General features: G+C 71.4%; 13 protein-coding genes and 1 pseudogene. 7 read left to right on the plus strand and 7 right to left on the minus strand.

Annotation, left to right across the window (positions count from 1 at the left end):
- Positions 1 to 29 precede the first annotated feature (29 nt).
- The 7 genes from ssuE to ABT186_RS20650 all read left to right on the plus strand — a co-directional run bounded on the left by ssuE (position 30) and on the right by ABT186_RS20650 (position 5,451).
- A complete protein-coding gene (gene ssuE / locus ABT186_RS20620; RefSeq protein ID WP_351225033.1) occupies positions 30 to 587 on the plus strand; it encodes an NADPH-dependent FMN reductase in 558 nt (185 codons plus the stop codon).
- Positions 584 to 1,780 carry an SfnB family sulfur acquisition oxidoreductase gene (locus ABT186_RS20625; RefSeq protein ID WP_351225035.1) on the plus strand — a complete coding sequence of 399 codons (1,197 nt, stop codon included), beginning with the start codon at positions 584 to 586 and terminating at the stop codon, positions 1,778 to 1,780. The genes ssuE and ABT186_RS20625 overlap by 4 nt, the downstream gene beginning before the upstream one ends.
- 33 nt (positions 1,781 to 1,813) lie before the next feature.
- Positions 1,814 to 2,974, plus strand: coding sequence for an LLM class flavin-dependent oxidoreductase (locus ABT186_RS20630; protein ID WP_351225037.1), 1,161 nt, complete (start codon positions 1,814 to 1,816; stop codon positions 2,972 to 2,974).
- On the plus strand, positions 2,971 to 3,174 hold the full coding sequence (locus tag ABT186_RS20635; RefSeq protein WP_351225039.1) for a hypothetical protein: 204 nt from the start codon (positions 2,971 to 2,973) through the stop codon (positions 3,172 to 3,174). Before ABT186_RS20630 ends, ABT186_RS20635 begins: the two co-directional genes overlap by 4 nt.
- A gap of 276 nt (positions 3,175 to 3,450) precedes the next feature.
- Entirely contained in the window at positions 3,451 to 4,602 is a 1,152-nt protein-coding gene (locus ABT186_RS20640) for an acyl-CoA dehydrogenase family protein (protein WP_502973264.1), read from the plus strand.
- 54 nt (positions 4,603 to 4,656) lie between these two features.
- A complete protein-coding gene (locus ABT186_RS20645; RefSeq protein ID WP_023551199.1) occupies positions 4,657 to 5,115 on the plus strand; it encodes an RrF2 family transcriptional regulator in 459 nt (152 codons plus the stop codon).
- A 69-nt stretch (positions 5,116 to 5,184) separates the two neighbouring features.
- Positions 5,185 to 5,451: a hypothetical protein gene (locus ABT186_RS20650; protein WP_502973265.1), complete on the plus strand. Its 267-nt coding sequence runs from the start codon at positions 5,185 to 5,187 to the stop codon at positions 5,449 to 5,451.
- Here ABT186_RS20650 and ABT186_RS20655 read toward each other — a convergent pair.
- From ABT186_RS20655 to ABT186_RS20685, 7 genes and pseudogenes are all read right to left on the minus strand, one after another.
- Positions 5,423 to 8,212: a fumarate reductase/succinate dehydrogenase flavoprotein subunit gene (locus ABT186_RS20655; protein WP_351926186.1), complete on the minus strand. Its 2,790-nt coding sequence runs from the start codon at positions 8,210 to 8,212 to the stop codon at positions 5,423 to 5,425. The two genes, ABT186_RS20650 and ABT186_RS20655, sit on opposite strands and share 29 nt — an antisense overlap.
- Complete coding sequence (locus ABT186_RS20660; RefSeq protein ID WP_351926188.1) at positions 8,209 to 9,003, minus strand: ABC transporter ATP-binding protein; 795 nt, start codon at positions 9,001 to 9,003, stop codon at positions 8,209 to 8,211. The genes ABT186_RS20655 and ABT186_RS20660 overlap by 4 nt, the downstream gene beginning before the upstream one ends.
- Positions 8,987 to 9,919, minus strand: a complete 933-nt coding sequence (locus ABT186_RS20665; RefSeq protein ID WP_351225049.1) for an ABC transporter permease — start codon at positions 9,917 to 9,919, stop codon at positions 8,987 to 8,989. Before ABT186_RS20665 ends, ABT186_RS20660 begins: the two co-directional genes overlap by 17 nt.
- On the minus strand, positions 9,916 to 11,262 hold the full coding sequence (locus tag ABT186_RS20670; protein ID WP_351926190.1) for an ABC transporter substrate-binding protein: 1,347 nt from the start codon (positions 11,260 to 11,262) through the stop codon (positions 9,916 to 9,918). Before ABT186_RS20670 ends, ABT186_RS20665 begins: the two co-directional genes overlap by 4 nt.
- Positions 11,263 to 11,276: 14 nt before the next feature.
- On the minus strand, positions 11,277 to 11,504 hold the full coding sequence (locus ABT186_RS20675) for a 4Fe-4S dicluster domain-containing protein (protein ID WP_016437651.1): 228 nt from the start codon (positions 11,502 to 11,504) through the stop codon (positions 11,277 to 11,279).
- Between the two features lie 33 nt (positions 11,505 to 11,537).
- Entirely contained in the window at positions 11,538 to 12,326 is a 789-nt protein-coding gene (locus tag ABT186_RS20680; protein WP_351225053.1) for a GntR family transcriptional regulator, read from the minus strand.
- Positions 12,327 to 12,662: 336 nt separating this feature from the next.
- Positions 12,663 to 12,836 (minus strand): annotated as a pseudogene (locus ABT186_RS20685) (ABC transporter permease); the annotation flags it as partial.

The raw sequence follows: 12,836 nt of genomic DNA on the forward strand, positions 1-12,836 counted from the left end.
CACGAAACGACGAACCGAAAGGTCCTCCCATGGCCACTGTCCTGTCCGTCTCCGGAAGCCCCTCCGCCACCTCCCGCACCGCTCGGCTGCTGCGCCACCTGGACGAGCGGCTCATCGCGCAGGGGCATGAGGTGATTGCGCTGGACGTTCGTACCCTGCCTGCCGAGGCGCTGCTCGGGGCCGACTTCGGTCACCCGGCGATCGTCCGGGCCACCGCCCTGTTCGAGCAGGCGGACGGGGTGGTGATCGGTACCCCCGTCTACAAGGCCGCCTACTCCGGACTGCTGAAGTCCCTGCTCGACCTGCTCCCGCAGTACGCCCTGGCGGGCAAGACGGTCCTCCCGCTGGCCACCGGCGGCACCACCGCCCACGTCCTGGCCATCGACTACGCCCTGCGCCCGGTGCTGGCCTCCATGGGCCCTGCGCACATCACGCCGGGCTGGTTCACGCTCGACAAGGACATCACGGTGGGCGAGGACGGCACGCTGACCGTCGCGCCGGGATCGGCCGAGGCTCTGGCGCAGGTCACGGACCAGTTCTCGGCCGCGCTGGGCGGGCGTACGACGCTGCTGGCGGCCGCCGGATGAGCGTCGCGCACGTCATCGCGGATGACGCCGAGGCCCTTGCCGTGGCCGCGGAGCTGGCCGCGGACTTCCGCAAGGGCGCCGCCGAGCGGGACGCGCGGCGCAGGCTCCCGCACACGGAGCTGGAGCGGCTGTCCGCCTCCGGGCTGCTCGCCGTGACCGTGCCCGCCCGGTTCGGCGGCGCGGACGTCCGTGCGGACACACTCGCCGAGATCTTCCGACTGCTTGCCGCCGCCGACGCCAGCCTGGCCCAGATCCCGCAGAGCCACTTCGTGTACGTCAACGTGCTGCGCCGGCAGGGGACCGACGAGCAGCAGGAGTTCTTCTTCGGCGAGGTACTGGCCGGCAAGCGGTTCGGCAACGCCCAGTCCGAGGCGGGCACCGAGCACGTCCAGGACATCCGCACCCGCCTCGCCCGGCTCCCGGACGGGTCGTACGTCCTCGACGGCGTCAAGCACTACTCCACCGGCGCGCTGTTCGCCCACTGGATCCCCGTCCTCGCCCGCACCGAGGACGACACCCTGCACGTGGCGTACGTCCCGCGCGACGCGCCCGGCCTCACGGTCGTGGACGACTGGGACGGCATGGGACAGCGCACCACCGCCAGCGGAACCGTCCGCCTGGAGTCGGTGCCCGTGCCCGCCGACCGCGTCGTGCCGCACCACCTCACCTTCCAAGGCCCCCAACTCCATGGCGCGGTAGCTCAGTTGCTGCACGCGGCCATCGATGCCGGGATCGCCTCCGGGGCGTTGGCCGAGGCGGTGGAGTTCGTCCGCACGAAGAGCCGCCCCTGGTTCGAGAGCGCCGCCGAAGGGTACGCGACCGCCGCGGAGGATCCGCTGCTGATCCAGCGGTTCGGCGAACTGGCGATCAGCGAACGGGCTGCCGAAGCGTTGCTTCGCGAGGCCGCCCGCGCGGTCGACGACGCCCGCGCCGACCTGACCGAGGACTCGGCCGCCGAGGCCTCGATCGCGGTGGCCACCGCAAAAGTGACGGCGGCCGAGGCCGCCGTGGAGGTCGCCGGCGCCCTTTTCGAGGTCTCCGGCACCCGCTCGGCGCTCGACTCCCTGGGCCTGCACCGCCATTGGCGCGACGCGCGCACCCACACGCTGCACGACCCGGCCCGGTGGAAGGTCCAGCACATCGGCCGTTACGTGCTGAACGGCACCAAGCCGCCCCGGCACGGCCTCCTCTGACGAACGCTGACGAACACCGATCGGAGCCCCCACGTGTCCCTCACCTTCCACTGGTTCCTGCCCACCAACGGCGACAGCCGCCACGTCGTCGGCGGCGGCCACGGCACCCCCGCCACGGAGTCCGGGCGCGACCGGCCGCCGACGGTCGCCTACCTGAGCCAGATCGCCCGAGCCGCCGAGGACCTCGGCTTCGTCGGCGCGCTCACCCCGACCGGCGCGTGGTGCGAGGACGCGTGGCTGACCACCGCCATGGTCAGCCAGAACACCGAGCGCCTGAAGTTCCTCGTCGCCTTCCGCCCCGGCTTCGTCTCACCCACGCTCGCCGCCCAGATGGCGTCCACCTTCCAGCGGCAGACCGGCGGACGGCTCCTGCTCAACGTCGTCACCGGCGGCGAGAGCCACGAGCAGCGGGCCTACGGCGACTTCCTCGACAAGGACGCCCGTTACCGCCGTACCGGAGAATTCCTGGCGATAGTACGCGGGTTGTGGGAGGGCAAGACCGTCGACCTGCACGGCGAGCACCTCCAGGTCGAGGACGCCAGGCTGGCTCGGGTGCCCGACCCGGTGCCCGAGGTGTACTTCGGGGGCTCCTCGCCGATCGCCGGAGAAGTTGCCGCCAAGTACGTCGACACCTACCTCACCTGGGGTGAACCGCCAGCCCAGGTCGCCGAGAAGATCGCCTGGATCAGGAAGCTGGCCGCGCAGGAGGGCCGCAGCGTCCGCTTCGGAATCCGGTTGCACGTCATCACCCGCGACACCTCCGAGCAGGCCTGGGCCGAGGCGGAGCGGCTGCTGGCGGGCTTCGATGCGGAGACCGTGCGGCAGGTTCAGGCCGGGCTTGCTCGCAGTGAGTCGGAGGGACAGCAGCGGATGCTGGCCCTGCACGGGGGTGGGAGCCGGGACGGGCTGGAGATCCATCCCAACCTGTGGGCGGGCATCGGGCTGGTGCGGGGTGGGGCGGGGACCGCCCTGGTCGGCAGTCACACCGAGGTTGCCGAGCGGATCAAGGAGTACGCCGCGTTGGGGATCGAGGAGTTCATCTTCTCCGGGTATCCGCATCTGGAGGAGGCGTACTGGTTCGGCGAGGGCGTGCTGCCGAAGCTTCAGGCGCAGGGTCTGTGGCGGCACCCGTACGGGCAGCAGGTGGCCCCCGCCGCCCAGGTCCCCTTCGCCGGTGCCGGGAGCGCGCGATGACCCATGTGATCGCCGACGACGCCGAGGCGGTCGCCGTCGCCGCCGAGCTGGCCGCCAAGTTCGCCCGCGAGGCCGCCCTGCGCGACGCTGGACCCATCCTGCCGCGCACAGAACTCGACGAACTGTCGGACTCGGCCGCCCGCCATCGCGAACTCGCCATCCGGGAGCGTGAATCAGCCGGAACACACCAGCTTTCATAGTTTTCCTATCGAATTACTAGGGAAAGTGTTGACGGTGGTCGGAGAGGAGAGTGAGGATGATGAAGCCGACGCGTCACTGCGCACCGCCGCACTCCCACGCCGCTTCGCCGGGCACCGCGTCGTCCTCGGTCCCCTGAAGGAAGACGCCATGACCACAGCACTGAGCTGTAGCGACAGCCGCAGCCGCATGAAGCGGGTGAGGATATGACGGTGACGGCGGACGAGGTGACCGACGCGGGAGCCGGGCAGGCCGACTGGCTGCACATAGCCCGTGAGATGGCGGACGACCTGGCCACGGACGCGGTCGAGCGCGAACAGGCCGGCAAGGCACCGCTCGACGAGGTGGCGCGGTTGCGCGAGTCGGGACTGCTGACACTGCCGGCACCGGCCCAACTCGGGGGAGGGGGTGGGGACTGGCGCACGGCCTACGCGGTCATCCGGACCGTCGCCGCGGCCGACGGGGCCATCGGCCACCTGCTGGGCAACCACTACTTCCTGTCCTGCAGCGCCCGGTTCTTCGCCGACCGCACCCGTGCCGCCCGCATCGAGCGGGAGTCGACGGCGGGACAGTGGTGCTGGGGAGGCGGTATCGCCTCACATGAACCACCACTCATCCTGACCCCCACGTCGGGCGGCTATCTGCTCAACGGCTACCAGAGGTATGCCACCGGAGTCGGAGTCGCCGACCGGCTGATGGTTCGAGCCGCCAAGTACGGCACCGGTGAGCCGTTGGCCGTCCTGGTCGATCCCGCCCGCTCGGGCGTCGTGAGCGGTAGCAGCGGGGACGGCTTCGGCCAGCGGCTGGCGGCCGGTGGCGGCGTGGAGTTCGATTCCGTGCCGGTCGCGGCCGACGATGTGCTCGGCTCCCTCTCGCCGGACGAGGGCGTCCTGTCTCCCTTCGCCTCTCTGGCCGCGCCGACCGCGCGTCTGGTCTCCGTCCAGTTCTGTCTTGGCGTGGCAGAGGGCCTGCTGGCCGAGGTTCGCGAGTGCGGAAGGGGCATGAGGTCCCCCTGGCAGCCTTTCTCGCCTCAGCCCTGGCCCGACAGTCCGCCGCAAGATCCTTACGCGCTGACCGTGTACGGCGAGCTCACCGTCGTCGCACGTGCCGCGTCCGCCCTCGCCGAGCAGGCGGTGGATGCCCTGGTGCGCGGCCTCGTACAGGGCGAGGATCTCGACGACGAGGAGTGCGCGGAGATCGCCGTCCTCGCGAGCGTGGCCGAGTCTGCCGCCTCCCGGGCCGCGCAGGAGATCACCACCCGTGCCCTGGACGTCCTCGGCGCCGACGCCGCCTCCGCGCGGCACGGCTTCGACCGCTTCTGGCGCAACGCCCGGACACACACCCTCCGCGAGCCGGTCGCCCACAGACTGCGCGAGGTGGGCGACTACTTCCTCAACGGCGCGCACCCACCCTTCGCCCTTCCAGCCTGACCGGGAGGGCGACCGGTGCGGGGGGCCGACACGACAGTGATGGATAATCGCGGCATGCGGATCTCGGCGCGGGCGGACTATGCGGTGCGAGCGGCACTGGAGCTGGCCGCAGCAGGGAGCGAGGCCTCGCTCAAGGCCGAGGCGATCGCCGCGGCGCAGGGCATCCCGCACAAATTCCTGGAGGGCATCCTCGGCGACCTGCGCCGGGGCGGTCTTGTGGTCAGCCAGCGGGGCGGCAAGGGCGGCTACCGGCTCGCCCGCGCGGCGGAGTCGATCGCCATCGCCGACGTCATCCGCGTCGCGGACGGCCCCCTGGTCTCGGTGCGGGGAGTGCGCCCACCCGAGCTCTCCTACTGCGGTCCCGCGGAGTCGCTGCTGCCGCTGTGGATCGCCGTACGCGCCAACGTCCGCAAGATCCTCGGCGAGGTCACCCTGGCCCACGTGGCCGCGGCCAAGCTGCCCGACGAGGTCGTGAGCCTCGCGGAGGACCCCGAGGCCTGGACGAATCCCTGACCGACACCCCCCGGCGCATCCGGACTACCCAGCGGCCACAACACCTGCGCGGGCGCCGTACTGACCATCCTGTCGGTGCTCGCAGGTCCGTGTACCGTGCCGTTCCCACTGACCAGCCCCACCGCGCCGGGCGTGACCCGGACCTACACCGCCGGGAAGCAGCTCTCGGACGAGAACGTCGACGCCCGGGTCTTGTCCGGTATCCACACGAGGTCGGTCGACGAGGCGGGGATCACGCTCGGCACGAACGTGGCCCGGTACGTCCTGCAGAACACGGGACGCCTCCTGGCCGCACGGCAGGTCGCGGTCACAGCGCCCGCGCCGCATAGGCCCTGACATCCGCGTCCGGGTCCGTCGTCCCGGTGGTCAGGGCGGCTCGGGCGTCTTCGACGGCACGGTGCCGGGTCAGGGCCAGTACGGCGGCCTTGCGGACGTCGGCGTTCAGGTCGGTGAGGGCCTTGGCGAGGGCCGGCACGGCCAGGTCGGAGTCTGCGACGGACAGAGCGGTGGCGGCGCCGGCCCGGACCTGCCAGGCCGGGTCTGACAGGGCCGCCTCGGCGCGTGCGGCCAGGCCTGCCGGGCAGCCCGTCGTGCCCAGAGCCTCGTAGGCGGCCCCCCGCACCAGGGCGTCGGGATCGTCGATGAGCGCGGCGAGGGCCGAGCGGGCCGTGTCCGAGCCTGTGTCCATGGTGGCCAGGGCCTTGGCGATCGTGACGCGGACCTCGCGGGACGGATCGACGGCCGCTGCGCGGGCCACCTCTGCGGAGGCGTCGACCGACACCAGCGCGCGCACGGCCGCGATGCGTACGGCGATGTCGGAATCCGACAGGGAGTGCGCGAACAGCTCGGCGTCACCGAGTCGCAGGGCACGCAGCACGTCCAGTGCGGCGGCACGGACGGCGGCGTCGGTCTCGGACAGGGCGGCCGCGAGACCGTCGCGAAGCGCCGGCTCCGGCGGCAGCGTCTCGACCAGTTCGCGCAGTGAGGCGACTGCGGCGGCGCGGACGCCGGCGTCGGGATCGGTGAGCGCCGAGGCCAGTGCCGGTCCGGTGCCCGGCGGCACGATCTCCGTGAGGACCGTGACGGCCGTTCGGCGCACGCTGGGCTCGGGGTCCGTCAAGTACTCGGAGAGCACGGAGAGATCAGGCTCGTCCTGTGCGAGAGCGAGGAGTGCGAGCAGGCGAGGTGTGGCCTGCGCGTCCGCGTCGGCCCGGGGGTGGGCGGCTGTGTCGGCCACGGTGGGTTCCTGCCGCCACGCCACCGGCGCCGCTTCCCGGGCCCCTGCCGTCGCCACACGTTCCGGGTGGACCTCGCCGATGTGCCGGGAGGGGCCGCCGGCCGGGGTGAAGCCGTCGACCGGGACCAGGTAGGGAGCCACGGGACGGACCGTGAACTCCATAGCACCAGAGGGGGACTTGTACAGGTCGAGGTGGTGGAACCAGGACGCGTCGTCGCGCTCGGGATGGTCGAGGCGGTCGTGGTAGAGGCCCCAGCGGGACTCGGTGCGGGCCAAGGAGGCGCGCGCGGCCATCTCCGCGCAGTCGCGGATGAAGGTGACCTCGGCGCAGCGCATGAGTTCGTGCGGGGTCCGGGCGCCCATCGCGGCGATGTCGTCCCGCATCCGCTCGAAGGCCTCCAGGGCGAGTGAGAGTCGGGCGCCGGACTTCGGCGGGGCCACGTAGTCGTTGACGAAGCGGCGCAGCTTGTACTCGACCTGGGGCTGCGGCGGGCCCTCCGGGTTGCGCAACGGGCGGTAGATCAGCTCGTGCGCCTCGCGCAGCTGCTCCTGCGGCAACTCGCCCTCGTAGGCCTGGTACTGGGAGGCATCCTCCCCCGCCAGGTCACCGAACACGAACGCGCCGATCATGTAGTTGTGCGGCACGCAGGCCAGGTCGCCCGCGGCGTACAGGCGGGGGACCGTGGTCCGGGCGTGGTCGTCGACGCGTACGCCGGACGCCGAATGGCCGCCGCACAGACCGATCTCGGAGATGTGCATCTCGATGTCGTGGGTGCGGTAGTCATGTCCGCGGCCCGAGTGGAACGTGCCGCGCGTCGGGCGCTCGGTCGAGTGCAGGATCGACTCCAGGGCCGAGATCGACTCCTCTGGAAGGTGGCTCAGCTTCAGGTAGACCGGGCCCCGGTCGCTCGCGATCTCGGCCGCGAACTCGGCCATCATCTGGCCCGACCAGTAGTCGGAGTCCACGAAGCGTTCGCCGTACCGGTTGACCTGGTAGCCGCCGAAGGGGTTGGCGACGTAGGCACAGGCGGGGCCGTTGTAGTCCTTGATCAGCGGGTTGATCTGGAAGCACTCGATGCCGGTGAGGTCGGCGCCCGCGTGGTAGGCCATGGCGTAGCCGTCACCCGCGTTGGTGGGGTTCTCGTAGGTGCCGTACAGGTAGCCGGAGGCGGGCAGTCCGAGTCGGCCGCAGGCGCCGGTCGCCAGGATCACCGCGCCCGCGCGCACCACCACGAACGCGCCCGTGCGGGTGTTGAAGCCGACCGCCCCCACCGCCCGCCGGTCCGTGCCGTCGCCCGCCGTCAGCACCCGCACCGGCATCACCCGGTTCTCGATGCGGATCCGCTCGCGCATCTCGCGCCGCCGCAGCTGCCGGTACAGGACCTTCTTGACGTCCTTGCCCTCCGGCATCGGCAGCACGTACGAACCCGACCGGTGCACCTGCCGGACCGCGTACTCGCCGTGCTCGTCCTTCTCGAACTTCACACCGTACGACTCCAGCCGCCGCACCATGGCGAAGCCGCGGGTGGCGGTCTGGCGGACGGTGGACTGGTCGACGATGCCGTCGTTGGCGCGGGTGATCTCGGCGACGTAGTCGTCGGGTTCGGCGCGGCCGGGGATGACCGCGTTGTTGACGCCGTCCATGCCCATGGTGAGGGCGCCGGAGTGACGGACGTGCGCCTTCTCCAGGAGGAGGACGTTCGCGCCGTGCTCGGCGGCGGTCAGGGCCGCCATGGTGCCGGCGGTGCCGCCGCCGATGACGAGGACGTCGCAGGTCAGCTCCTCGGCGTCGGTGAGAACGGGGATCCGGAGGGGCTCCGTGGGGGTGTTCGCGCGGGGGTTCACCGGGGTGCCTTTCACGTGGCGAGCGAGGTGAGGACGTCGCGGCGCAGGGCCACGCGGGCCGGGGCGCCGAGGGCCGTACGGTCGCGCGGGCGTGGTACGTCCCGTACGGCGAGCAGGCGGCCGGCGCCGAGCAGGGCCACGCGGTCGCCGAGGAACAGGGCCTCGTCCACGTCATGGGTGACGAAGACGACGGTCGCGCCCGTGCCCCGCAGCACCTCCACCAGCAGGTCCTGCATGCCGACCCGGGTCTGGGCGTCAAGGGCGCCGAACGGCTCGTCCATGAGGACGGCGCGCGGACGCCCGGCCAGGGCGCGGGCCAACTGGGCGCGCTGGCGCTGCCCGCCGGAGACGCGGTGCGGCAACTGGTTGGCGTGGTCGGCGAGTCCGACGCGGGCCAGCCACTCCTGGGCCTGGACGCGGCGCTCGGAACGCTGGACGCGGCGGATGGCGAGCGGGAGTTCGACGTTGGCGCGCAGGGAGCGCCAGGGCAGGAGGGCGTCCTCCTGGAAGATCAGGGCGCGTTCGGCCGAGGGTCCGACAAGGGGGTGTCCGTCCTGGTCGATCTCTCCGGCCAGCGGAGGCAGCAGGCCCGCCAGGCTGCGCAGCAGCGTCGACTTGCCGCAGCCGGAGGGTCCGACGACGGTGAGGATCTCACCCCGCGCGATGTCCAGATCGACGTCGGCCAGAACAGGCGCGTCGGGGCGGCCGAGCGTGGCAGCGTGGAGAATGAGCCGGGTGCCGCGTGCGGACGACGGCGCCTGGTCCACCGTACGGAGTTCGGGCCTGGTGTCAGACGAGGTGCTCATCGCGTGCCTCCTCGGTGTCGGAGGGCCGCCCGGTCCGTACGGCGGCGGGGGCAGGCCGGGCGTGCGCGAGCGTGCGCGGTGCCGTCGGCCGGGTACCGGGGACGTACGACGTGCGGGGCAGCCAGCGGGTCAGGCGTCGGCCCAACAGCTCGACGGTCGTGGAGGTGAGCCAGCCGAGGACGCCGATCGTGACCATGCCGACGAACACGCCGGGGTAGTTGACGATCGTGTAGTCCTGCCAGGTGCGGTAGCCGACGCCGTACTGGCCGGAGATCATCTCGGCGGAGATCACACAGATCCACGCGACGCCGATGCCGACCGACAGGCCACCGAAGATGCCGGGCAGCGCGCCCGGCAGGACGACCGAGCCGAGGATGCGCCACCGGCCGCCGCCCATCGTGAGCACGGCCTCCTCCCACACGGGGGTCAGAGCCCGGACGGAGTGCCGGGTGGAGACCAGGACCGGGAAGAAGGCGGCGGTGAACGTAATGAAGACGATGCCCTGTTCGTTGGAGGGGAAGAGGAGGATCGCGACGGGCACCAGGGCGATCGCCGGGATCGGGCGGACCACCTCCAGCAGGGGGCCCAGCAGATCCTCGGCCAGTCGCGAGCGGGCCACGAGCACGCCGCCCGCCACGCCCAGCACCGCCGCCAGCAGGAAACCGGTGACGATCCGGGTCAGGCTGTCGGTGAGGTCCGTCCAGTAGTCCGCCCCGGACAGGCGGTCGGCGAAGGCGTGGGCCACGTCGGTGACCGTGGGGAACTGCGAGAAGCGCAGCCACAGGTCGACGTTCAGGCTGGTCAGCAGCTGCCACAGGCCGAGGGCGGCCGCGACGGCGGCCACCCGCAGCGCATACCGGCCGATCGGCGGGAGTGGCCGCCGGTAGCGGCCCGTTCGCGGCGCGGGCCGGCTCATGCGGCACGCTCCAGGGCGTCGGCGTAGGTGATGACGCGGGCACCGCCGTGCGCGGAGGCATACGCCTGCGCGGTCGCCGGGGCGACGAACGGCAGGAGCTTCTCGCCGTCGGCCACCCAGACCGCCTTGTCGGCGAACCAGAGGGTGCCAGTGGTGGCGTCGGGCACGTAGGCGGCGCGGATGCCGTCGCTGTGGGCGGCCACGTACCTCAGGAGCTCCGCCGGGGAGGTGAAGGTCTTGGTCTCCTGGGCGCCTTTCGGCCACACCTCGCTCGCGGCGGTGGGCGGCGTGGCGGCGAGCTGCTTCGCGTACGACGCGCCGAGGGCCTTCTTGACGTACTGGTCGTCGACGAAGGAGTCCACGTCCACATCGCCGGTCAGCTTCGCCGCTTTCAGGACCGACACGTCCTGCTTCAGCGCGGAGACGAGCTGCGGCTTGACGGCCGGGTCGAAGGTGGAGATGCCATGGGCGCCGTTGTAGAGGTAGACCACCTCGGCGGGCAGGCCAGTGGCCTTCGCGACCTTCTCGGCGGCGGCCACGGGATGGGCGTCGAGGTAGTCGGTGGCCTCGGCCTGGGCCTTCAGGAAGGCCTCCAGCACGGCCGGGCTGTTCTTGGCGAAGTCCTCGCGGGCGGTGACGCCGTGGAAGGTGGGCAGGTTCAGCTGGGCGCCGTCGTAGAGGGCCTTCGCCTTGCCCTGGTAGGTGAGCAGGCCGGGCCAGGCGACGAACTGCGACAGCGCGTCCGCGCTGCCCGCGGTCAGGGCCGACGCGCCCACGGCGGGCTGCTGGTTGAGCTTCTCGATGCCGTCGTTCGGGTCGATGCCGGCGCGCTGCAGGGCCCGTACGAGGGTGCCGTCGGCGGCGGAGCCGACGCTCGTAGAGACCTTCTTGCCCTTGAGGTCCTTCAGGGAGGTGAGCTTGGAGATGGGTGCGGTGACGATGGTGTTGAGGCCGCCGCGGAGGTTGTAGCCAGTGATGGAGACCAGGTGGGTGGGGCGGTTCAGCTGCTTGCCGCGGACGGCGTTGATGAGCAGCGGGAAGTCGCCCATCGAGCCGATGTCGATCTTCCCGGCGATCATCTGGGCCGTGATGGGGGCGCCGGTGGCGTAGTCCTGCCAGTCGACCTTGTAGGTGCGGCCGTCGTGGAGGGAGTTCAGCTGCTTCTCGAAGTAGCCAAGGGAGCGCAGGAGGGTGCCCGCGGTGACCGTGTTGATGGTCTTGGACTGGTAGCCGACGGTGACCGTGACGGTGGAGCCGCCGGCGCCGGCCGCGGCGTTGCCGCCGCAGCCGGTGAGCGGCGCGAGGAGCAGGGCAGCGGCTGCGGCAAGTGCTATGCGTTTCATGGGAGTTCGGCCTTTCACCGGAGCAGGTAAGGCATGTTCACCGTGACGGCTCCGGTGGGACAGCGGGCCGCGCACGGGCCGCAGTACCAGCACTCGTCGACGTGCATGTACGCCTTGCCGCTGCTGTCGTCGATGGCGAGGGAGTCCAGCGGGCACATGTCCACGCAGAGCGTGCAGCCGTCGATGCACTTCGACTCGTCGATGGTCACGGGCACGTCGGCCCGCTGGGGCGCCAAGGGCATGGCTGTCTCCAGGAATGTGCGCGAGCGGGGTGTTTACAGGGACCGGTGCAGCAGACCGCTCATCGAGATGCGGTCGCCGCGGAAGCGGATGAATTCCAGGTCGACGGGTCGCCCGTCGGCGAGGTACGTGAGACGTTCCAGCATCAGGACAGCCGCACCCCGCGGTGCCTGCAGTACGGCGGCGGAGTGGGCGTCGGCGTTCACCGCCTCGAGGCTGATCTCGGCGTGACCGAGATGCCGGCCGGTGAGTGTCTCCAGGAGCCGGAAGATGTCCGTGTTCTCCAGGTCCTCGCCGAGCAGGGCGGTGCCGATGTCGAGGGGGATGTAGGTGAGGTCGAGGGACAGGGGCAGGCCGTTCAGCCGGCGCAGACGTTCGATGTAGAGGACGTCGGTGCCGGGTGGGACGTGCAGGCGGTCGGCCACTGGGGACGGGGCGGGGACGGGGCCCACGGTGCGGACCTCGTTGGTGACATGGCCGTGTTCGCGCAGGGTTTCCGCGAGGCCCATCAGGCGGTCGAGTCCGTGGGGGTACTTCTGGGCCACGACGACCGTGCCGACGCCGGGGAGGCGTTCGACCAGGCCCTCGGCGCGCAGCAGGTCGAGGGCTTGGCGAACCGTGTTGCGGGAGGCGCTGTAGTCCGTGGCGAGGGTCGTCTCATGAGGAAGTGCGCCGTCCGGGAACCCCCCGGCCAGGAGCTGGTGGCGGAGGAGGTCGGCGAGCTGGCGAGCACGGTCCGCACGCAGCCGCCGCCGCGCACGGTGGGCGGCGACGGTGGTCGCGCCCTGGCCGGCGTGGTCTCGGATGCGGTCGGCGGGTGACATGTTTCGGACCATACCTATCTGGTAGGGAAAGCGGTGTTGCTGGAGTGTTGCGCCACCTGACACAGGACCAGATGCCCGCCTGAACTGGGGTTTCGTCGGACAGGCGGGGAGATCTGCCAGCGCCGGGGTCTACGGGCCCACGAGAACCGACGAGGCGCTCAGCGCGAGATTTCGCAAAGCTGGTTCTCCCTGCGCACCCCAACGCGGGCAGCACCCGCCTCCTCCGCACACGACAGCACCGGCTCGCGTGCGGCGATGATGCCTGTGCGGGCCGGTGCCGTGTGCGCGTGGCTGACGGGGCGGGCGCGCACTTCGTGTCGATCGAGGTCCGTTCGCTCAGCGGGTGACCAGCAGGCCGCGGCTGCGCAGCACCCACCGCTCCAGCGGGCTGAAGATCAGCAGGTCGATGGCGATACCGACGAGCAGGATCAGGAAGATGGCCAGGAACACCTGCGGCATGCTGGAGTTGTTGCGCCCGTTCTCCAGCAACTGGCCGAGTCCGACGCCGAG

Source organism: Streptomyces sp. NPDC001634 (assembly GCF_040298185.1).
Lineage (GTDB): Bacteria > Actinomycetota > Actinomycetes > Streptomycetales > Streptomycetaceae > Streptomyces.